The sequence below is a fragment of the Shinella sp. 838 genome (genome assembly GCF_029623935.1).
GTDB lineage: Bacteria > Pseudomonadota > Alphaproteobacteria > Rhizobiales > Rhizobiaceae > Shinella.
Genome location: NZ_JARSBQ010000003.1, coordinates 511,963 through 532,740 on the forward strand (window position 1 = coordinate 511,963; position 20,778 = coordinate 532,740).

The following is a 20,778-nucleotide window of genomic DNA, read 5'->3' on the forward strand; positions in this document are numbered from 1 at the left end:
CATGAAAGCCCTTGCCATCGCCGCCACCGGCATGAACGCGCAGCAGACCAACCTTGAAGTCATCGCGAACAACATCGCGAACATCAACACGACCGGCTTCAAGCGCGCCCGCGCCGAATTCTCCGACCTGCTCTACCAGACCGAACGCGCCGCCGGCGTGCCGAACCGTGCCAACCAGGCAGTGGTGCCGGAAGGCGCCATCATCGGCCTCGGCGTCAAGACAGCCGCCATCCGCAACCTGCATCTCCAGGGCGGCCTGACGAGCACGGGCAATTCTTTCGACCTCGCGCTGATCGGCCGTGGCTGGTTCCAGATCGAGGCCGCGGACGGATCGACGCTCTACACCCGCGCCGGCGCCTTCAACACAAATGCCGAAGGCCAGCTCGTCACCCTCGACGGCTATACGGTCGTGCCGGGCATCAACGTGCCGCAGGATGCGACGGAGATTACCGTCAGCAAGTCCGGCCAGGTTTATGCGACGGTCGGCGGCGAGCAGCAGGAACTCGGCCAGATAACGCTGGCGAATTTCGTCAACGAAGCCGGTCTCGAGCCGCTCGGCGAAAACCTCTTCCGCGAAACCGCTGCCTCCGGCCCGGCCAATGTCGGCGCGCCTGACGAAGCGGGCTTCGCCTATATCCAGCAGAACTACCTCGAAGCCTCCAACGTCGATCCGGTCAAGGAAATCACCGACCTGATCTCCGCCCAGCGCGCCTATGAGATGAACTCCAAGATCATCCAGGCCGCGGACGAAATGGCGGCCGTGGTCAGCAAGAACCTGAGATAACACCCAACACGCGGGGAACATGATGTTTCGCCTGAAAGCAGCTCTTCGGAGTGGAAAGATCCTGTCAGCCCGGTGGCGTGCGGCCCTCGTCGCGCCCGCCGCGCTCGTCGGTCTTCTCGTGGCCGATGCGGCTCTGGCCGATGTGCGCACCGCCGTCGTGCCCAAGCGCATCATCTATCCCGGCGAGGAGATCCAGGCGGGGCAGCTCGAGGTGGTCGAGGTGACCAACCCGAACATCGTCAAGGGATTTGCCGAAAGCATCTCCGACGTCAACGGGCTCATCACCAAGCGCACCCTGTTGCCCGGCCGCGTCATCCTCGTCTCGGCCCTGCGTGAACCTTTTCTCGTGAACCGTGGCACCACCGTGCAGATGGTCTTCGACGATGGCTCGCTCGTCATCCGTACCAACGGCACGCCTCTGCAGGATGCCGCCGTCGGCGAACTCATCCGGGTCCGCAACAAGGATTCGGGCGTGATCGTCTCCGGCACGGTCATGGCGGACGGAACCGTGCATGTGGTGGCGAAATGATGCGTGATCTATTCTCCCGTGCCCTTGCCGTCCTCGCCTGCCTCATGCTGGCAGCCGGGCCGGCGTTGCCGGCAGCCCGCATCAAGGATGTCGCCTCGCTGCAGGCCGGCCGCGACAACCAGCTGATCGGCTACGGCCTCGTCGTCGGCCTCCAGGGTACGGGCGACAGCATGCGGTCCTCGCCCTTCACGGAACAGTCCATGCGGGCGATGCTGCAGAATCTCGGCATCTCCATGGTTGGCACCCAGACGCGCGCCAAGAACATCGCGGCCGTGCTCGTCACCGCCAACCTGCCGCCCTTCGCGAGCCCCGGCAGCCGCATCGACGTGACCGTCGGTTCGCTCGGCGATGCCTCGTCGCTGCGTGGCGGCACGCTTGTCATGACCTCGCTCTCCGGCGCCGACGGCCAGATCTACGCAGTCGCGCAGGGTTCGATCGTCGTCACCGGCATCAGCGCCGGTGGTGAGGCCGCCACGGTGCAGCAGGGCGTCACCACGGCCGGCCGCGTACCGAACGGCGCGATCATCGAGCGTGAGCTTCCCTCGCGCTTCAAGGACAGCTCCGATCTCGTGCTGCAGCTGCGCAACCCCGATTTCTCCACGTCCGTCGGCATGGCGGACGCGATCAACCGCTATGCGGCCGCACAGTACGGATCGCCGATCGCCGAGTCGCGCGATTCGCAGTCGGTCTACGTTTCCAAGCCGAAGATGGCGGATCTCTCCCGCCTGATGGCCGATATCGAGAACCTCGTCATCGAGACCGATGCGCCCGCGCGTGTCGTCGTCAACGAGCGTACTGGGACGATCGTCATCGGCCAGGACGTCCGCATCTCACCTGTCGCGGTGAGCTACGGAACGCTCACGGTGCAGATCAACGAAATGCCGAAGGTCGTGCAGCCGGAACCCTTCTCCAGAGGCGAGACGGCGATCGAGCCGAACACGGACATCCTCGTCCAGCAGGATGGCGGCACGGTCGCCCTGCTCGACGGTTCGAGCCTGCGCTCGCTGGTCACCGGTCTCAACAGTATCGGCGTCAAGCCGGATGGCATCATCTCCATCCTGCAGAGCATCAAGACCGCAGGCGCCCTCCAGGCAGAACTGGTACTGCAATGACCGATGTCACGACTCTTGTTGCCGTGAAGACGCTGGTGCGCAAGCTCGCACTGCCGCTGGCCGGCTTCGTGCTCATGGCCATTCCCGGCGCCTTCGCCGAGGAACGCCCCGTCATCATGACGACCAAGGCGACCGCCGACGAGATCCGCGAGTTCTGCACGAATATCGCAGACGCTGCGCGCGACCAGCGCTACCTGCTTCAGAAGCAGGAACTGGAAAACCTCCAGAAGGATATCGACGCGCGCATCAAGACGCTGGAAACCCGTCGCGCCGAATACGAGGACTGGCTGAACCGTCGCAACAACTTCCTGAAGACGGCCGAGGGCGGGCTCGTCGAGATCTATCGCAAGATGAAGCCTGACGCCGCGGCTGCGCAGCTTGCCGAAATCAATCCGGAGATCGCCTCGGCGATCGTCATGAAGCTGCCGCCGCGCCAGTCGAGCACCATTCTGGCTGAAATGCCGGCCGACAAGGCTGCGCTGCTCACCCGTCTCATCGCCATTGCGGGCGATCCGAATACGTCAAAGGCAAAGGACCCGTCATGAAGAAGATCGCCTCCGCACTCGCCGTGGCGCTCACGCTTTCGAGCTGCACGAGCCAGGCCATCGACGAAATCGGCAGGGCTCCCTCGATGAGCCCGATCGGCAGCGGCCTCAACTACGCGGAAACGCCGCAGATGGCCATGTATCCCAAGCAGCCGCGCACCGCGGTCGCCGGCTATTCGATCTGGAGCGACCAGCAGTCTGCGCTCTTCAAGGATTCGCGCGCCTTCAAGGTCGGCGACATCCTGACCGTCAACATCCGCGTCAACGATCGCGCCACGTTCGACAACAAGACCGACCGTTCGCGTACCAACAAAAGTGGCATGAACTTCGGTTTCGGCGGCTCGGGCAACAATTTCAAGGTCGATACGGAAGCCGACCTTAAATACGGCTCCTCGACCAGCACCAAGGGCGACGGCTCGACGGAACGGTCCGAGCGGCTGAACCTGCTCGTTGCCGCTGTCGTGACGGGCGTCATCGAGAACGGCAATCTCCTGATCAGCGGTTCGCAGGAAGTGCGCGTCAACCACGAACTGCGCATCCTCAACGTCGCCGGGATCGTGCGCCCGCAGGATGTCGATGCCGACAACCAGATCGCCTATGAGCGCATCGCGGAAGCCCGCATCTCCTATGGTGGTCGTGGTCGCCTGACCGAAGTGCAGCAGCCGCCATGGGGCCAGCAGGCCGTCGATCTGCTCTCGCCGCTTTGACCAAGCCCTGACAAGACTGGAAGACGAACATGGCGGACGAAGACGAGGTCGTCGCGGAAAAGAAGAAGCCGACCCTGGTCATCACCATTGCGGCCATCGCCGTGCTGACGCTGCTCGCGGTTGGCGGCGGCTGGCTGGTGGGCAACATGCTGGCCCCGCCGCCCGCCGAAAAGCCAGCGGAAGAGGTGGCGAAGGCGGAAGCCGGCGGCGAGGGAGGTGCGGAAGGCGAGGCGGCGCAGGAAGTGCCGCATATCTCGACCGAGGCCAACGGCATCGTGCTGCTCGACCCGATCACCAGCAACCTCGCCTATCCCTCGGACAACCGCATCCGCCTCGAAGTGGCGCTGATGTTCAAGGGCGTGCCCGACGTCAAGCTGGCCGAGGAAATCCACCAGGACATCCTCGCCTACATGCGCACGGTCTCGCTGCAGCAGGTGCAGGGGCCGCGCGGGTTCCAATATCTCCGGGAAGACCTGCAGGAGCGGGTTGACCTTCGGTCCGAAGGGCGCGTAACCAACGTCATGTTCCGGACCTTTGTGATCGAATGATTCGAGCCCTTCTGACCTTCGTCGCCATGATGGCGATGACCGGCGTGGCCTACGCCCAGCAGCAATTGCAGCTGCCGGGTGATTTGCTGAACGCGCAGGTCGACGGGTCGGTCGCCTCCTGGATCATCCGAACTTTCGGCCTGCTCACCGTGCTTTCGGTGGCGCCCGGCATCCTCATCATGGTGACGAGCTTTCCGCGCTTCGTCATCGCTTTCTCGATCCTTCGTTCCGGCATGGGCCTCGCCACGACGCCCTCCAACATGATCCTCGTCTCGCTGGCGCTGTTCATGACGTTCTACGTCATGGCTCCGACCTTCGACCGGGCCTGGCAGAACGGCGTGGAGCCGCTGATCGCCAACCAGATCGACGAGACGGAGGCGGCCAAGCGCATCGCCGAACCTTTCCGAGAGTTCATGGTCGCCAATACCCGTGACAAGGACCTCGAACTCTTCATCTCGCTTGCGGAAGAGCGCGGCCAGACGGTCGTCGAAAACAACGTCGCGGACCTGCGCGTCGTCATCCCGGCCTTCATGATCTCGGAAATCCGCCGCGGCTTCGAGATCGGCTTCCTCGTCGTGCTGCCTTTCCTCGTCATCGACATGATCGTTGCCACCATCACCATGGCCATGGGTATGATGATGTTGCCGCCGACCTCGATCTCGCTGCCCTTCAAGATCCTGTTCTTCGTCCTCATCGACGGCTGGAACCTGCTCGTTGGCAGTCTGGTCCGCTCCTTCAGCTAAAGTATTCCGGCAGTAAAATCGCGTGGCCGTCCTGGCATTGCTCAGGCGCGTCAGCTTTTCTTAACCATAAAATTTACCAGCGGTTAACCATACTTGGCGGTCGCTCGAAAGCACTTTGTCGATTTAAGGAGTTGGCAATGATTGGCTGCGAGTTTTGCTCAGACACGACGGGTTTGGTATCCCTTCAGATCCCTGGAGAAACCGAGTTGGCATGATGCCGAACCGCCGTAACCGGTAAAGTTTTCAGTCCGGTATGTCCCCCACCAGTATTATGTTCAAAGGGACAACGATAATGACGAGCATTCTCACCAACGTCGCGGCCATGTCTGCGCTCCAGACGCTGCGCTCCATCAACAACGGCATGGAAGACACGCAGGCGCGCGTATCCTCGGGCCTGCGCGTCGGTAGCGCGTCTGACAACGCCGCTTACTGGTCGATCGCGACCACCATGCGCTCCGACAACATGGCACTCTCCGCCGTTCAGGACGCCCTCGGCCTCGGCGCTGCCAAGGTTGACACCGCCTATGCGGGTATGAACTCCTCGATCGAAGTCGTCAAGGAAATCAAGAAGAAGCTGGTAACGGCGACGGAAGATGGCGTTGACAAGGTCAAGATCCAGGAAGAAATCACCCAGCTGCAGCAGCAGCTCGTGAGCATCTCGGACGCTGCCTCCTTCTCCGGCGAAAACTGGCTGAAGGCGAATGTCGGCGACAACACGAGCGTTGTTGCATCCTTCGTTCGTGATGCCAGCGGCAACGTTTCGGTCAAGAAAGTCGACTACGCCCTCGACGCTTCGACGGTCCTGTTCGATGCGACCGGCGGCAAAGCTGGTATCCTCGATCGCGAGACCTCGATCGACGGCAACGGTATCGCAGTCAACGTCAACATCGGCGGCACGACGAGCACCTACAACGTGGTCCGTTACACGACCGCCGAGGTCATCGCCGACAACGCAGCATTCGACGCTGGCGGCGACGTTGCAGTTGGCGGTACGGCCGGTCGCCCCGGCTACGTCAAGGTTGCTGACGATACCTGGGTAGAAGCGATCGACCAGTCCGGCGCGACGGATCACGAGATCTTCGCAACGGACAGCGGCGGTGCCGTATGGGCCATCGACGCAACGAAGCTGGCGACGTCCACCATTCCGGATGCGACGGTTTCGGGCTTCACGATCACCGCTGCAACGACGGGTCCCGAACTTGACGACCTGATCCAGATGGTCGACACGGCGCTCGAAGACATGACCAGCGCGGCTGCCGATCTCGGTTCGCTCGGCATGCGCATCGAACTGCAGGACGAATTCGTTTCCAAGCTGACAGATTCCATCGACAAGGGCGTTGCTCGCCTGGTCGAGGCTGACATGAACGAAGAATCGACCCGCCTGAAGGCGCTGCAGACGCAGCAGCAGCTGGCCATCCAGTCGCTGTCGATCGCCAACAGCTCGTCGCAGAACATCCTGTCGCTCTTCCGTTAATCGGCAAGCACATGGGAATGACGAACGGGGGCTGACCGTTCGATCAAACACCTCGATAAGGCCGCTCCCGAAAGGGGGCGGCCTTATCATTTTTTTAACCCTTTTCTGGCACGCGCGTGCGCGCGAAGGTTGTAAAAAAACTCCATCTGCCCCCGAATTTCTGCGCCGCTTAGGAAAGCTTTAACCATGTTGGCATTAGCTAAGGCCATCGAAGCGGCAAACTGATCTTTGAAAAATCAAGGATTTAGTGGGCATGATGCTGACTGCCGCTCCCGGTGAAACCCGGAATGTCCCTTATCGTTCAGCCAATCAGGGGCAAGTACTCTTATGACGAGCATTCTTACCAACGTTGCGGCCATGTCCGCGCTCCAGACCTTGCGCTCCATCAGCAGCAGCATGGAAGAAACGCAGGCGCGCGTATCTTCGGGCCTGCGCGTCGGTAGCGCGTCCGACAACGCCGCTTACTGGTCGATCGCGACCACCATGCGCTCCGACAACATGGCACTCTCCGCCGTTCAGGACGCCCTCGGCCTTGGTGCCGCCAAGGTTGATACCGCCTATGCCGGTATGAATTCCTCGGTCGAAGTCGTCAAGGAAATCAAGAAGAAGCTGGTCGCCGCCACGGAAGACGGCGTCGACAAGGACAAGATCCAGGAAGAAATCACCCAGCTGCAGCAGCAACTCGTCAGCATCTCCGATGCTGCCTCCTTCTCCGGCGAAAACTGGCTGAAGGCGGATGTCGGCACCAAGACGAGCGTCGTTGCGTCGTTCGTTCGTGATGCCAGCGGCAATGTGTCGGTGAAGAAGGTCGATTACGACCTCGACGCGACCACGGTCCTGTTCGACTCGACCGGCGGCAAGCAGGGTATCCTCGACCGCGAAACCGCCATTGACGGCAACGGCGTGGCCGTCAACGTCAACATCGGTGGTACGACCGACACCTACAATGTCATTCGCTACACGACCGCTGAGGTCATCGCAGACGGTGCGACGTTTGACTCCCTCGGTGTCGTGGCTTCTGGCGGCACGAACGGTTTTGCCGGCTACGTCAAGGTCGCCGATGATACGTGGGTTGCTGCGGTTGATCAGTCCGGTGCAACGGACCACGAGATTTTCGCGACGGACAGCGGCGGTGCTGTGTGGGCCATCGACGAAACGCAGACGGCGACCTCCACCATTCCGGACGCCACCGTTTCCGGCTTCACGATCACCAACACCACCACTGGTGCCGAACTCGACGACCTGATCCAGATGGTCGACACGGCGCTCGAAGACATGACCAGCGCGGCCGCCGACCTCGGTTCGCTCGGCATGCGCATCGATCTCCAGGAAGAGTTCGTCTCCAAGCTGACGGAATCCATCGACAAGGGTATCGGCCGTCTGGTTGACGCCGACATGAACGAAGAGTCGACCCGCCTGAAGGCGCTGCAGACGCAGCAGCAGCTGGGCATCCAGTCGCTGTCGATCGCCAACTCGGCTTCGGAAAGCATCCTCACGCTCTTCCGTTAATCCGAAGACGACAGGACCTTTCACGGTTCCCAGAAGGCCCCGGACTATCCGGGGCCTTCTTTCGTTTGGCTGGTCCGCGTCAGAGTGGCGGGTGCAGGAAGGTCGACATTGCCGCATTCTCGGCGCGGCGGGAGAGATAGAGCCGCGCCGTATCGAGTGCCTCGCGGATCGTCACGTCCATGTCGAGATAGCGGTAGGTGCCGAGGCGCCCGACGAAGGTAACGTCGGCCTCCTGTTCCGCGCGGGCGACATAGTCGGCAAGCTGCGCCTTTTCGTCCACCAGGCGGATTGGGTAGTAGGGAATGTCGTCCGGCTCGCAGGCGCGCGAGAACTCGCGGTAGCACACCGAGCCCGCGGGGTTCTCCCAGGGCGAGAAATGCTTGTGCTCGGTGATACGGGTGTACGGCACCGAGACGTCGCCATAGTTCATCACCGCACAGCCCTGATAGTCGCCCTCATAGGTGAAGCGCTCGAAATCGAGCGTGCGATAGCCGAGCCGGCCGAGTTCGTAGTCGAAGTAGCCGTCGAGCGGACCGGAATAGAAGACATGGCTGTAGCCGGTCTTCTCGCCGCGCCGGAAGCCGGTCTCAAGGGCCACCGTGATGTTTGGATGATGGAGGATCCGCGCGATCATCTCGGTATAGCCGGTCTCCGGCATGCCCTGGTATTTGTGGAAGAAATAGTTGTCCTCATAGTTGAAGCGCACCGGCAGGCGCTTCAGGATCGAGGCCGGCAGCTCGGTCGGCGAACAACCCCACTGCTTCTGCGTATAGCCCTTGAAGAAGGCCTCGTAGAGGTCGCGCCCGACGAAGCGCAGTGCCTGCTCCTCGAAGGTCTGCGGGTCGGTGATCGTCTTGTCCGCCTGCTCTTCCAGGAAGGCGCGCGCCTCGTCCGGCCGGAAGCTCTTGCCGAAGAACTGGTTGATCGTATGCAGGTTTATCGGCAGCGAATAGACTTGCCCGCCGCTCGTCGCCTTCACGCGGTTCTTGTAGGGCATGAAGGTCATGAAACCGTTCACATAGTCCCACACTTCCGTGTCGTCCGTGTGGAAGATATGCGGCCCGTAGACATGCACCATCACGCCGGTCGCCTCGTCCCGTTCGGTGTGGCAGTTGCCGCCGATATGGTTTCGCTGGTCGACGATCTCGATAGCATAGCCGGCCTCGGCAAGCGTGCGGCCGATGACGGCGCCGGAAAGGCCGGCGCCGACGATGAGGATTTTTTCCTTCATGCGCATGGAACCCGGCCCTCAGCCTGCCGCCCGCAGGGCGAGCTGCGGCGCCTCGTCGACCGGGAAGAGGCGTTCGCGCATGAGCACTTCATAGGCCTCGACGAGCGGGCTTGGGTCCCATCCGCGCTCCTGCGGCCCGAAGCTCAGGTGGCTCACGGTGAAGTCCGAATAGATTGCCGTCGGGCGCTGCAGGAGCGTCGGAACGCCGATGGTCAGTGCGTGCTCGTCGTCGCCTTGGGGCAGAGCCATGTGCACGAGATCGCGGCCGAGCCAGGCGATGAAGTTGATCGACTGCCGCTCCGTCCAGTCGACGACCCTGGCCGGAAGGGCGAGCGTCCTGCCGCCCTGGCCGAGGAAGAAGTCGTGAAGTTTCACGGCCCGCTCGGCGCTCTCCCAGAGGCTGCCGCCGAAGCCGCCCGGCGGCAACTCGAAATGGCCGACAGCGGGTGGAAGGGAGCCGGCGGCCTGCTGGAAATAGGCGCAGACGCCGTTGTTCACCACATTGGCCGAGACGACGAAGTAATGCGGGTTGTTCCGCCGGAACTGGATGAAGCCGTCAAGTTCGTCGATGTCGAGATAGACGATGTCGTCGTCGCATTTCAGGAACACCGCATCGGAGAAGGCCTCCAGCCGCGTGGCATAATAGTCGTAGGCCTGCCAGTAGGGCATCTGCTCGTTCGGATTGCCGATATAGCGCCGCGTGGCGGTGCCGGCATCGCAGAGCTCGAGGTCCGCGCCCCAGCCGCCGCGCATCTGCACGCCTGCGCCGGCAGAGAAGTCGAGTTCCGGCCAGCTGCCGATGGTCACGCCGTTGACGCGCAGCGTCGGTGCGCCGGCCGCATCGAGTGACAGCACGACATCGTTCGGCCGGCCGGGAGAGAGCACACCGGGCGTCGGCGCGCTCCACAGGTTGGCATCGTCGCCGCGCTCGGGGTTCTCCAGCTTTTCGCGCGGGATCTTGCGCATCGCCGAATGGGTGTTCCGCCAGCCGCCGACCACGAATTCATAGTGATCGTTCGGCCGGTCATGCGGGGTGAGGGTGATGTGCAGGTCGTGCCGGATGCGGGCACTGGTGCGGAACGAGGCCTGGCGCGAAACGCCCCCGACTGGCTGGTAGGGCACTTTCGAGCCCATGTAGCGCACCGGGCCGAACTCCCGGCTCACCCAGGCATGGTCTTCAGCCGACCGGGTGAAGTCCCAGATGTGCCACTCGTCGATGATCCCGAGATCCATCGCCCGGCGGACATACTGGGTGAGGATTTCCATTCGCTTCTGCCGTCCGGCAAAGGTTACCAGGATTACGGGGGTCATGCTGTCCTCGTCATTCAGAACTTCAGGATTGCGGGCGGGCCTAAGGGTCAGGGGGCCGGTGCCGGCCAGAGGCGGGCATCGGGCCAGAGCGGGGCGTGTTCATCGAGGCGGGCGAGTGCCTCACGGTAGCGCAGCCGGTAGGCCTCGTCGGTCTCGAACTCGATCCCGGCGGCAGCAAGCTCGGCGCCGATTTCGTAGTAGACGTCGAGGTTGCGCAGGTCTGGCACCGGCGTTTCACCGCGTTCGGCGTCACCCTGCATCTGCCAGAACAGCGCTTCGAGGCGGCGGGCAAGGGCCAGCATGTCGCGCAGTGCGCAGGTCTCCCGCTGGCGCTGGAGCGAGCCCTTCACTGCGGCAAGGCTTGCCGGGTTCCGGGCAAAGGCGACGGCCTTGTGCACGTAGTCATCCGGGCCGGAGCAGATCATCTCGGGAATGCCGGCAGCCGAAGCGATGCTGGCGCAGAAGCGCGAGGCGAAGCTCTTGCCCTCGATGGTCAGCACCGGTAGGCCCTGGGTGATGGCGTCGGCCGCCGTCGAGTGGGCGCCGTAGGGGAAGGTGTCGAGGAAGAGATCGGCAAGGCCGATGCGGGCGAGGTGGTCGGGGTTCTGTGCCTTGCCGGCGAAGATGATGCGCTCCGGCGCAACGCCGTTCTGGGTCGCGATCTGCTTCAGGCGCTCGTTGACGCTGTCGTCGCCGGCAAGCAGCCACAATACGCTGCCGGGCGTTGCAAGGAGGATCGCCATCCAGCGCCCGAAGCAGGCGGCGGTGATCTTTTGCATGCCGTTGAAGCTCGCGAAGACGAAGGCGTTTTCGGGCAGGCCGACACTGGCGCGTGTCGGGCGCGGAGAGACGGCACGCTTGCGGTCCACCGGCTGGTTGCACGCGATGCGCAGGACCTTCTCGGTGTAGTAGATCTCGTTTTCCGGCGGCACGATATGCTCGTCGGCGATCATGTACTGGTGGTAGGGGCTTGCCACGGTGCCCGGGTAGCCGCAGAAGTTCACGATGACGGGTGCCGGCCGGTAGGCGAAGATCTTGGTGCGGGCATGCTTGGTATAGCCGTTGACGTCGACGAGCACGTCGATCGCGTCGGCAGCGATCTGGCGGGCGGCGTCGATGTCGCTGAGCGCGGTGATGTCGCGCCAATGGTCGACAGCCTGCTTGATGCGTGCCTGGGTCTGGTCGAGAGGCGCCGGGTCGCCGCAATAATAGGCGAAGATCTCGACACTCGCCTTGTCATGCAGTTCGAGCACTTCGCTGAGCGCGAAACCGACCGCATGCTGACGCAGGTCCGAGGAGACGTAGCCGATGCGCAGCCGCTGCCCGGTTCCGGATTTCTGTTGCACCGGATTGCGCGCGAAGTCCTGGAGATCGGCCGGGCGGCCGACATTCGTGCGGCAGTAGCGATGGGCCTTTGCCAGGTGGAAAATGGGATCGTCCGTGTAGCAGGCAATCGTCATGGACGAGGTCGCATCCATGAAATGACGTGGCGTGACGTGGAGGGAGGGCGTGAAGACCGGCCACTTACACTGGCGCATGCGCAGCGAGATCCAGTGCTGTGCCGCCTCGGGACGCGATGGCTGCAGCTCCATGGCCTGCCAGAGGGCGGCCTCGGCCTCCTCCAGATGTCCTGTGCCCTCCAGAACGCGGCCGATATGCTGAAGGCTGAGCAGGCGATTGCTGATCCTGTCCGGCGTGACGTCGGCGGTCGCATCGGCATAGATGCGCCATTGTTGTACGGCCTGTCCCGTCAAACCGCAGTCTTCGAGCGTCCTGCCGAGATTGATATGCGCCTGCCCGAATTGCGGGTTGATGCGCACCGCGGCGCGAAGGGCTTGCAGCGCGCCGGCCGCATCGCCGGCCTTCGAGAGTGCAACCGCATAATTGAAATAGGCAAGGTGCAGCAAAGGGTTGCTGTCGTTGAAGGCGATCCAGATCTTGTAGAGTTCGCCCGCCTGCGCCGTCGCCCCGGCCGCCGTCAGGCCTTCCGTCATCTGGAACAGCTCGGCCAGCGAAAGCTGCTGGTTGCGGGCCCGCCCGAGGATGTTGAGGAACGATGCGGCGGGATCGGCGAGAATGGGGGTGCTGACGGTCATGACATCCTGCGGCAAGGGGGCCTGCTGGCCGGGCGGTTGAACGGCTCGAAAGGAGCTCGTCTGCCTTGCTATCGGAGTTGACTTGCGTCGGGCTGGTCGTTTTGCGGGAAGGGAAGGCCGCCGCAGGGGGCGGAAGAAAGAGCAGCGGCGCGGTGTGGACCGCGCCGCTGCATGTCTGGATTAGATCGCGGCGTAGGCCTGGATGACCGCTTCGACCTGTGCCGAGTTCATCGCGGCGATCTGCTCGGCCTTGAGGGCCAGGATCTGGGCGGAACCGAGGGCTGCGATGTCCTCGGTGGCCAGGCCCTGCAGGGCCTTCAGGCCGATTGCAGCGATTTCGTCGGTCGTGAAGGTCTTGATGTCTTCCGAGCTCATTGCCTGGATGGCGGCTGCGCTGAGGCCCGCGATCTGCGAGCTGGTCAGAGCCGCGACCTGGGTCGTCGACAGAGCCTCGATCTGGCCGCTGGTCAGGCCCGCAATCTGCTTGGAGTCGAGAGCGGCGATCTGGCCGGTGCTGAGGGCCGCGATCTGCGAGCTGTTGACCGTTGCGATCTGCTTGGCGCTCAGGCCGGCGATCTGGCCGGTCGAGAGAGCAGCAAGCTGGCCGGTCGACAGGGCATTCAGCTGGGTGCTGGTGAGAGCACCGATCTGCTTGCTGTCGAGGGCTGCGATGGCGGCCGTGGTGATGCCGGCGAGGGCCGAACCTTCGAGACCGGCGAGGGCCTTGAGGTTGATGGCAGCCAGTTCATCGGTGCTGAACAGAGCCAGTTCCGCCGAGTCGATGGTCTTCAGGGCGGCGGCGCTGAGCGCTGCGACCTGCGAGCTCGTCAGGGCTGCGATCTGACCGGTCGTCAGGGACGCTGCCTGGCCGCTGGTCAGGGCGCCGATCTGGGCGCTGCCCAGCGAGGCGATCTGGCCGGTGGTGAGGGCTGCGATCTGCGAACCGTCGATCGTTGCAACCTGCTTGGCGCTGAGGCCTGCAAGCTGGCCGGTGCCGAGGGCTGCGATCTGGCCGGTCGACAGGGCATTCAGCTGGGTGCTGGTGAGGGCACCGACCTGCTTGCTGTCGAGGGCTGCGATGGCTGCCGTCGTGATACCGGCGAGGGCCGAAGCTTCGAGACCTGCGAGCGCCTTGACGTTGATGGCGGCCAGTTCATCCGTGCTGAACAGGGCCAGTTCCGCCGAGTCGATGGTCTTCAGGGCGGCGGCGCTGAGCGCTGCGACCTGTGAGCTCGTCAGCGCTGCGATCTGGCCGGTCGTCAGGGACGTTGCCTGAGCGCTGGTCAGGGCGCCGATCTGGGCGCTGCCCAGCGAGGCGATCTGGCCGGTGCTGAGGGCTGCGATCTGCGAACCGTTGATCGTGGCAACCTGCTTGGCGCTGAGACCTGCGAGCTGGCCGGTCGTGAGGGCTGCGAGCTGGCCGGTCGACAGGGCATTCAGCTGGGTGCTGGTGAGGGCACCGACCTGCTTGCTGTCGAGGGCTGCGATGGCGGCCGTCGTGATACCGGCGAGGGCCGAGGTTTCGAGGCCGGCGAGGGCCTTGACGTTGATGGCGGCCAGTTCATCGGTGCTGAACAGAGCCAGTTCCGCCGCGTCGAGGGTCTTGACGACCGCCGCGCTGAGGGCTGCGACCTGCGAGCTGGTGAGGGCTGCAACCTGACCCGTCGAGAGGGCCGCTGCCTGACCGCTGGTCAGGGCGCCGATCTGGGCGCTCGACAGGCCGGCGATCTGGCCGGTGCTGAGCGCTGCGATCTGCGTCGAGTTGATCGTGGCGACCTGCTTGGCGCTCAGGCCGGCGATCTGGCCGCTGGAGAGAGCTGCGAGCTGACCGGTGGAGAGCGCATTCAGCTGGGTGCTGGTGAGGGCACCGACCTGCTTGCTGTCGAGGGCTGCGATGGCGGCCGTCGTGATACCGGCGAGAGCGGAGGCTTCGAGGCCGGCAAGGGCCTTGACGTTGATGGCAGCCAGTTCATCCGTGCTGAACAGGGCGAGTTCGGCCGAGTCGATGGTCTTCAGGGCGGTGGCGCTGAGGGCTGCGACCTGCGAGCTGGTGAGGGCGGCAACCTGGCCCGTCGAGAGGGCTGCTGCCTGGCCGCTGGTCAGGGCGCCGATCTGGGCGCTGCCCAGCGAGGCGATCTGGCCGGTGCTGAGGGCTGCGATCTGCGTGGAGCTGATCGTGGCGACCTGCTTGGCGCTCAGGCCTGCGAGCTGGCCGGTCGTCAGGGCTGCGAGCTGGCCGGTCGACAGGGCATTGAACTGGGTGCTGGTGAGGGCACCGATCTGCTTGCTGTCGAGGGCGGTGATGGCAGCCGTGGTGATGCCGGCGAGAGCTGCGGCGTCGAGGCCGGCGAGAGCCTTGACGTTGATGGCCGCCAGCTCATCCGTGCTGAACAGGGCGAGTTCCGCCGAGTCGATGGTCTTCAGGGTCGCGGCGCTGAGCGCTGCAGCCTGCGAGCTGGTGAGGGCTGCAATCTGGCCCGTCGACAGAGCTGCTGCCTGGCCGCTGGTCAGGGCGCCGATCTGGCCGCTCGACAGGCCGGCGATCTGGCCGGTGCTGAGCGCTGCGATCTGCGAGCTGTTGACTGTCGCGATCTGCTTGGCGCTCAGGCCGGCGATCTGGCCGCTGGTGAGGGCTGCAAGCTGGCCGGTGGACAGCGCGTTCAGCTGGGTGCTGGTGAGGGCACCGATCTGCTTGCTGTCGAGGGCTGCGATAGCGGCGGTCGTGATGCCGGCAATAGCCGAAGCTTCGAGACCGGCAAGAGCCTTGACGTTGATGGCGGCCAGCTCATCCGTGCTGAACAGGGCGATTTCCGCCGAGTCGACCGTCTTGAGAGCGGCTGCACTCAGTGCTGCAACCTGCGAGCTGGTGAGGGCGGTGATCTGGGCCGTAGAGAGGGCCGCTGCCTGACCGCTGGTCAGGGCGCCGACCTGGGCGCTGCTCAGCGAAGCGATCTGGCCGGTGCTGAGGGCACCAACCTGGGCGCTGGAGAGCGTCGCGAACTGCTTGGCGCTCAGGCCGGCAAGCTGGCTTGTGCCGAGGGCGGCGACCTGGCCGGTGGACAGGGCGTTGAGCTGAGCGCTGGAGAGGGCTGCGATCTGGCCGGTGCCGAGGGCGCCGACGGCAGCGGTCGTGATGCCGGCAAGGGCACCGGTGTCGAGGCCGGCGATGGCCTTCGCGCCGATGGCGGCCAGTTCATCCGTGCTGAACAGGGCCAGTTCCGCCGAATCGATGGTCTTCAGGGCGGCGGCGCTGAGCGCTGCGACCTGCGAGCTGGTCAGGGCGGCGATCTGGGCCGTCGACAGGGCTGCAGCCTGCCCGCTGGTCAGGGCGGCGACATGCGCGCTGTTCAGGCTGGCGATGCTGCCCGATGCGATGCCGGCGAGGGCGGCGGCGTCGAGGCTGGCGAAGGCCTTGACGTTGATGGCTGCCAGTTCGTCCGTGCTGAAGAGGGCAAGCTCCGCCGAATCGAGGGTCTTGACTGCCGCACCGCTGAGGCCGGCGACCTGCGTGGAGGTGAGGGCGGCGATCTGGCCCGTCGACAGGGCTGCAGCCTGGCCGCTGGTGAAAGCGCTGATCTGCGCGCTGGAGAGCGATGCGATCTGGGCGGTGCTGAGAGCGGCGATCTGCGTCGAGGAGAGCGTACCAACCTGCTTTGCCGTCAGGCCGGCGAGCTGGCCGGTGGTGAGGGCGCCGAGCTGGCCGGTGGAGAGGGCGTTGAGCTGGCCGCTGGAGAGGACGGCGATCTGTGCGGTACCGAGGGCGGCGATGCTCGCCGTCGCGATGCCGGCGAGGGCGGCTGTGGTGATGCCGGCGATTGCCTTGACGTTGATGGCGCCGAGCTCATCGGTGGTGAAGAGCGCGATTTCCGCGGAATCGATGGTGGAAAGGACCTGGTAGCCGAGGGCTGCGATCTGCGAGGAGTTCAGCACGGCGATTTCGTCCGTGGTGAAGGTCGCGACCTGCGCGCTGGTGAGGGCCGCGGCCTGGGTGGCCTTGAGGCCCGTAATATGGCCGGAGGTCAGCGACGAGATCTGCGCGGCGCTGAGGCCGGCGATGGACTTGACGGCGATCGAGCCGATCTGGTCCGAGGTGAAGGAAAGCAGGCTCGTCGACGTGAAGGCGTTGAGCTGGGCAGCGCTGAGCGCCGCGACCTTTTCGGAGGTCAGTGCCGCAACGTCCTCGGTGTTGAGGAGCTGGATCGCATTCGTGGAAAGGTTCCGGATCTGGCTGGGAGTCAGATTGGTGATAATCGAAGTCATGGACGCGCGCCCTTGTGTTAGCGGATGACAAACGTCGTTTTCGTTCCACCGACCGTGCGGGAAGAGGTTCGATCTTCTCCTCGGGTCCCCAGGCGCGCAAAGCACCCGCCGTATACCGCTCGGTCGAGCGCCATCTTCGGCGCTAACGGTCCGGACGTCCGGTTGGACGAAAACAATGTCACATGAAACATGGCTCGAACGAGCCAGCGCATTGGAAGGGCATCATGCGCGGGGCTGATGGCAGCCCCGATCCCTACGCCATCGGTCGCAAACGCCATCCATTGGCTATGCTTTTTCAGGGCAGACCGAGCCGGGCAGAAAAATTGCCCCAGCCAGCCCTTTTCGACCACGTTAAGTTCTAATCGGCAGCTTTTAATTTTGGGTTAACAGGCGCGCAGCGCAGGTTGTATCCCACCTTGCCCCATCCCCCGATAGGCAGGCCCTCGGTGTGGAAGCGTGCTGGTTGTAGTGCGGCGTGTCCGGGGACGGCACGGCGCCTCGTGAAAGGACGATGGGGGAAGGAGCCCCGTAGCGTCGCCTTTCTTCAAAAACGGCGAAAACTGGCTTTGGGAAATAAACTGTATTTTCATCTTTCTGCTGTCGCATCTCCTGCGTTAACCATTTGTTAACCATTCAGCATTAACCCTTTGTTAAGAACGACGGACTGGCGCCCAGGGCAAACGAGCGGCGCCGGATGCATGAAGCCCTTCGTCGTTACCGGTCCCCGCCTCACTCCGGCATGTCCCCGACAATTCCTTTTCAGGGCAAGTGCCAATGACCAGCATATTGACCAACTCCGCCGCCATGGCGGCGCTGCAGACCCTCCGTTCCATCGACAACGGACTTGAAACCACCCAGGGCCGCGTTTCGTCAGGCATGCGCGTCGAAACCGCCGCCGACAATGCCGCCTACTGGTCGATCGCGACGACGATGCGTTCCGACAATCGCGCCATCTCGACCGTCGCCGACGCTCTCGGCCTCGGTGCTGCCAAGGTCGATACCGCCTATACGGCGCTCGAGAACGTCATCGAGGTGATGAGCGAGATCAAGGCCAAGCTGGTGGCCGCCCGCGAGCCGGGCGTCGACAAGAACAAGATCAATGACGAACTGAAGGAGCTGAAGAACCAGCTCGTCTCGGCCGCCCAGTCGGCCTCCTTCTCCGGTGAGAACTGGCTCTACAATTCCGGCACGGATCCGCTCGGCGTCAAATCCGTCGTCGCCTCCTTCGTTCGAACCGCGAGCGGCAACGTCAAGGTCGCCACGCTCGATTTCGACACCCAGAATTCCGTGCTGATCGACGTGCAGGACCCCACCCGGGGTTACCTCACCCGGCCCATCGACGCCGATGAACTGGTGGACGATCCGACGGGCACCGCCCGGGAATACTATCTGATCGCATCGGATCCGGTGGCCTCCGGGGATCCCATCGAGATCGACGGCAACACCGACTATGCCGATCTCGACGACATGATCAGCGTGGTCGACGATATTCTCAAGGACCTCACGAACGCGGCGTCCACGCTCGGCGCCATCAGCAGCCGCATCGAGATGCAGGAGAGCTTCGTCGGCAGCCTCAATGACGTGATCGACAAGGGCATCGGCCGCCTTGTCGATGCGGACATGAACGAGGAATCGACCCGCCTGAAGGCGCTGCAGACGCAGCAGCAGCTCGGCATCCAGTCGCTGTCGATCGCCAATTCGAGCGCGGAAAACATCCTCCAGCTCTTCCGCCAGTAAGGGCAGTGAATTCTTCTCTTCCGCCCTGGCCGTTGGTCATCGGCCGAGGCGGGCGGTTGGGCCGCGCTATTTGCCCTGGCGCGGCCCAACACCTTTCATCTTCATCCTCGCACAAGTTTGGAGCCCTAGGCTCGGTGGCACGATCAGGAAGATTGTGTGCCTTGCGTCTTGCGGAAGGTGCGTGTCCGAGGAGACAGGTCAGCGGTGGTGTCAGGTTCCAGTGTTTTCGAGAGCGAGCGTCAAAACGGTCCGCGGGGTTCCCGCCGGGCCGTTCCTGCGTTCGTCCGGCACGCGGCAGGACGGGAGGATGCGCGATGAGCGTGCAGCTTGCCCGTTACCTCAAGGATTTCGGTGCGCCCCCGCGCCCCAAGATGCCCACCTTCCAGCCGCCGTCCTTTGGCGACGAGGGGGGCGGCGTTGCGGCACAGGCGTTTGCCATGCCGCCGGCCGAGCCGCCGGTGGACCTGGCCGCCGAGCGCGCCGAGGCCTTTGCGGATGGCAAGGCGGAAGCCGAAACAGAGCTTCGCAGCAAGCATGATGCCGAGATCACAGCCCTCAAGGAGGCGCACCAGGCTGAACTCGACAGTCTGAAGGCGCGCTACGAGAAGGATTACGCCCGTGCCCTTGCCGAGCGGTTTTCCACGCTGACGGGCGAGGTGGCCGAGCGCGTCGCCGCCGATACGGCCGAGGTTCTGGCGCCGGTGATGAACGACGTGCTGGCAAGAGGGGCTGTCGCCGATCTCGCCCGCATGATCACCGAGGGCCTGCAGGGCGACGAAGGCATGACGATAACCGTGAAGGGGCCGGCAAACCTCTTCCAGCAACTGGAATCGCATTTCGACGAACCCGCGCCGGTCTTCCGGCATGTCGAGATGCAGGATGTCGATTTGACGGTGGAGTTCGGCGAAACCGTCCTGGTAACGCGGCTGGCGGCCTGGGCTGACACCGTACGCAAGGTGCTTGCATGAGCGAAGGCGAAAATCACCACCACGGCAAGAACGAGATCATTATCGTCAAACGCCATGGCGATCATGAGGGCGACCACCATTCGGCCGCCTGGAAGATCGCCTATGCCGACTTTATGACCGCGATGATGGCCTTCTTCCTCGTGATGTGGCTCGTCAATGCCGCAAACGAGAAGACGCAGGCCTCGGTCGCCTCCTATTTCAACCCGATCAAACTGACCGACGACAAGCCGGCCGACAAATCGGTGAAGAAGCCCGCCAACAGTGCTGAAGGCGAGGCGACACAGGACAAATCCAAGGAGCAGGGCCAGCAGCAGGCGAGCGGCAACGGCGCGGAAAGCGGCAAGGACGAGAAGACGACGGCCGGCGAGGAAGCGAAGTATTCCGAGGCCAACTTCTTCGAAAACCCCTATTCCGTCCTGTCGGAGATCGCACAGGAAGTCGGCCAGCAGGCCAATGTCAGCGCCAAGGGCGAGGGCGGGGCAGCCACGTCCGGCCCGGCGACCGGCGCCAATGGCGGCGAAGCCTATCGTGATCCGTTCGATCCTGATTTCTGGACCCAGCAGGTGGAGATCTCGCAGGCGACGGACGCCGGCAGCGAGGGCAAGACCGGCCAGCAGATGGCGGCCGCGAGCGACGACACCGTGAAGGAAGCCCTCGCCAAGGAAGAGGCGGAGAAGGCTGCTGCCGCGAAGGCCGAAGCGGAAAAGGCCGTTGCCGAGGCTGCCAAGGCCAAGGAAGACGAGAAGAAGACCGCCGAGGAAAAGAAGGCTGACGAACTGAAGAAACAGCTGGCGGAGCAGATCGGCACGCTTGGCAAGCTGGCCGAGGGGCTCAGCGTGACGCCGGCCGAGGGTGGGTTGCTCGTCAGCCTTACCGACCAGCTCGACACGCCGATGTTCAATGTCGGTTCGGCCGTTCCCAAGCGCGAAATGGTGCTGGCGATGGAGAAGATCGGCAAGGTCCTCGAGGGCCGGCCGGGCGCCATTGCCATCCGTGGCCATACCGATGCGCGTCCCTTCGCCGGTGGCAAGAACGACAACTGGAAGCTTTCCATGGATCGTGCGCAAAGCGCCTACTACATGCTGGTGCGCGGCGGCCTTGAGGAGAAGCGCGTGAGTCAGGTGACCGGCTTTGCCGATCGGCGGCTGAAGGTTCCGGCCGATCCGATGGCCGATGCCAACCGCCGTATCGAAATCCTTATCCAGGCCGAGGGCGGTTGACGCC

The 20,778-nt window shown here is 63.9% G+C and carries 16 protein-coding genes; 12 read left to right on the top strand and 4 right to left on the bottom strand.

The window, feature by feature from the left end; genetic code table 11:
• The first annotated feature begins 1 nt into the window (after position 1).
• From flgG to P9A16_RS14055, 9 genes are all read left to right on the top strand, one after another.
• A complete protein-coding gene (gene flgG / locus P9A16_RS14015) occupies positions 2–784 on the top strand; it encodes a flagellar basal-body rod protein FlgG (RefSeq protein WP_023516327.1) in 783 nt (260 codons plus the stop codon).
• A gap of 19 nt (positions 785–803) precedes the next feature.
• Positions 804–1,313, top strand: a complete 510-nt coding sequence (flgA, locus tag P9A16_RS14020; protein WP_037407007.1) for a flagellar basal body P-ring formation chaperone FlgA — start codon at positions 804–806, stop codon at positions 1,311–1,313.
• Positions 1,313–2,425, top strand: coding sequence for a flagellar basal body P-ring protein FlgI (locus P9A16_RS14025; protein WP_037407019.1), 1,113 nt, complete (start codon positions 1,313–1,315; stop codon positions 2,423–2,425). The genes flgA and P9A16_RS14025 overlap by 1 nt, the downstream gene beginning before the upstream one ends.
• Positions 2,422–2,970: a MotE family protein gene (locus P9A16_RS14030; RefSeq protein ID WP_023517383.1), complete on the top strand. Its 549-nt coding sequence runs from the start codon at positions 2,422–2,424 to the stop codon at positions 2,968–2,970. The genes P9A16_RS14025 and P9A16_RS14030 overlap by 4 nt, the downstream gene beginning before the upstream one ends.
• Positions 2,967–3,677: a flagellar basal body L-ring protein FlgH gene (gene flgH / locus P9A16_RS14035; protein WP_023517384.1), complete on the top strand. Its 711-nt coding sequence runs from the start codon at positions 2,967–2,969 to the stop codon at positions 3,675–3,677. Before P9A16_RS14030 ends, flgH begins: the two co-directional genes overlap by 4 nt.
• Before the next feature lie 29 nt (positions 3,678–3,706).
• Positions 3,707–4,225: a flagellar basal body-associated FliL family protein gene (locus tag P9A16_RS14040; RefSeq protein ID WP_023517385.1), complete on the top strand. Its 519-nt coding sequence runs from the start codon at positions 3,707–3,709 to the stop codon at positions 4,223–4,225.
• Positions 4,222–4,968, top strand: a complete 747-nt coding sequence (gene fliP / locus P9A16_RS14045) for a flagellar type III secretion system pore protein FliP (protein ID WP_024270504.1) — start codon at positions 4,222–4,224, stop codon at positions 4,966–4,968. The genes P9A16_RS14040 and fliP overlap by 4 nt, the downstream gene beginning before the upstream one ends.
• 292 nt (positions 4,969–5,260) lie before the next feature.
• A complete protein-coding gene (locus P9A16_RS14050) occupies positions 5,261–6,442 on the top strand; it encodes a flagellin N-terminal helical domain-containing protein (protein WP_024270503.1) in 1,182 nt (393 codons plus the stop codon).
• Positions 6,443–6,769: 327 nt separating this feature from the next.
• Positions 6,770–7,951 (top strand): flagellin N-terminal helical domain-containing protein, encoded by a 1,182-nt coding sequence (locus tag P9A16_RS14055; protein WP_024270502.1) that lies wholly within the window; start codon positions 6,770–6,772, stop codon positions 7,949–7,951.
• A gap of 79 nt (positions 7,952–8,030) precedes the next feature.
• On the opposite strand, the gene glf is transcribed toward P9A16_RS14055, so the two are convergent.
• The 4 genes from glf to P9A16_RS14075 form a co-directional block, all read right to left on the bottom strand.
• Complete coding sequence (gene glf, locus P9A16_RS14060; RefSeq protein ID WP_023515392.1) at positions 8,031–9,188, bottom strand: UDP-galactopyranose mutase; 1,158 nt, start codon at positions 9,186–9,188, stop codon at positions 8,031–8,033.
• Positions 9,189–9,200: 12 nt separating this feature from the next.
• Positions 9,201–10,493 carry a hypothetical protein gene (locus tag P9A16_RS14065; protein ID WP_278025732.1) on the bottom strand — a complete coding sequence of 431 codons (1,293 nt, stop codon included), beginning with the start codon at positions 10,491–10,493 and terminating at the stop codon, positions 9,201–9,203.
• A gap of 47 nt (positions 10,494–10,540) precedes the next feature.
• The gene (locus P9A16_RS14070) at positions 10,541–12,589 is read right to left on the bottom strand and encodes an O-linked N-acetylglucosamine transferase, SPINDLY family protein (protein WP_278025733.1); all 2,049 of its coding nucleotides are present in this window, start codon (positions 12,587–12,589) and stop codon (positions 10,541–10,543) included.
• Between the two features lie 180 nt (positions 12,590–12,769).
• Positions 12,770–16,849 (bottom strand): beta strand repeat-containing protein, encoded by a 4,080-nt coding sequence (locus tag P9A16_RS14075; protein WP_272788752.1) that lies wholly within the window; start codon positions 16,847–16,849, stop codon positions 12,770–12,772.
• Positions 16,850–17,623: 774 nt separating this feature from the next.
• Between P9A16_RS14075 and P9A16_RS14080 the strand changes: the two genes are divergently transcribed.
• From P9A16_RS14080 to P9A16_RS14090, 3 genes are all read left to right on the top strand, one after another.
• Positions 17,624–18,586 (top strand): flagellin N-terminal helical domain-containing protein, encoded by a 963-nt coding sequence (locus tag P9A16_RS14080; protein WP_023515228.1) that lies wholly within the window; start codon positions 17,624–17,626, stop codon positions 18,584–18,586.
• A 314-nt stretch (positions 18,587–18,900) separates the two neighbouring features.
• Positions 18,901–19,554, top strand: a complete 654-nt coding sequence (locus tag P9A16_RS14085; protein ID WP_023515229.1) for a hypothetical protein — start codon at positions 18,901–18,903, stop codon at positions 19,552–19,554.
• Positions 19,551–20,774: a MotB family protein gene (locus tag P9A16_RS14090; protein ID WP_023515230.1), complete on the top strand. Its 1,224-nt coding sequence runs from the start codon at positions 19,551–19,553 to the stop codon at positions 20,772–20,774. Before P9A16_RS14085 ends, P9A16_RS14090 begins: the two co-directional genes overlap by 4 nt.
• The last annotated feature ends 4 nt before the right edge of the window (positions 20,775–20,778 follow it).

Bases quoted from the DNA above. Each gene is read 5' to 3' on its own strand.
- flgG (WP_023516327.1), top strand. From the start codon at position 2: ATGAAAGCCCTTGCCATCGCCGCCACCGGCATGAACGCGCAGCAGACC.
- flgA (WP_037407007.1), top strand. From the start codon at position 804: ATGATGTTTCGCCTGAAAGCAGCTCTTCGGAGTGGAAAGATCCTGTCA.
- P9A16_RS14025 (WP_037407019.1), top strand. From the start codon at position 1,313: ATGCGTGATCTATTCTCCCGTGCCCTTGCCGTCCTCGCCTGCCTCATG.
- P9A16_RS14030 (WP_023517383.1), top strand. From the start codon at position 2,422: ATGACCGATGTCACGACTCTTGTTGCCGTGAAGACGCTGGTGCGCAAG.
- flgH (WP_023517384.1), top strand. From the start codon at position 2,967: ATGAAGAAGATCGCCTCCGCACTCGCCGTGGCGCTCACGCTTTCGAGC.
- P9A16_RS14040 (WP_023517385.1), top strand. From the start codon at position 3,707: ATGGCGGACGAAGACGAGGTCGTCGCGGAAAAGAAGAAGCCGACCCTG.
- fliP (WP_024270504.1), top strand. From the start codon at position 4,222: ATGATTCGAGCCCTTCTGACCTTCGTCGCCATGATGGCGATGACCGGC.
- P9A16_RS14050 (WP_024270503.1), top strand. From the start codon at position 5,261: ATGACGAGCATTCTCACCAACGTCGCGGCCATGTCTGCGCTCCAGACG.
- P9A16_RS14055 (WP_024270502.1), top strand. From the start codon at position 6,770: ATGACGAGCATTCTTACCAACGTTGCGGCCATGTCCGCGCTCCAGACC.
- glf (WP_023515392.1), bottom strand. From the start codon at position 9,188: ATGCGCATGAAGGAAAAAATCCTCATCGTCGGCGCCGGCCTTTCCGGC.
- P9A16_RS14065 (WP_278025732.1), bottom strand. From the start codon at position 10,493: ATGACCCCCGTAATCCTGGTAACCTTTGCCGGACGGCAGAAGCGAATG.
- P9A16_RS14070 (WP_278025733.1), bottom strand. From the start codon at position 12,589: ATGACCGTCAGCACCCCCATTCTCGCCGATCCCGCCGCATCGTTCCTC.
- P9A16_RS14075 (WP_272788752.1), bottom strand. From the start codon at position 16,849: ATGACTTCGATTATCACCAATCTGACTCCCAGCCAGATCCGGAACCTT.
- P9A16_RS14080 (WP_023515228.1), top strand. From the start codon at position 17,624: ATGACCAGCATATTGACCAACTCCGCCGCCATGGCGGCGCTGCAGACC.
- P9A16_RS14085 (WP_023515229.1), top strand. From the start codon at position 18,901: ATGAGCGTGCAGCTTGCCCGTTACCTCAAGGATTTCGGTGCGCCCCCG.
- P9A16_RS14090 (WP_023515230.1), top strand. From the start codon at position 19,551: ATGAGCGAAGGCGAAAATCACCACCACGGCAAGAACGAGATCATTATC.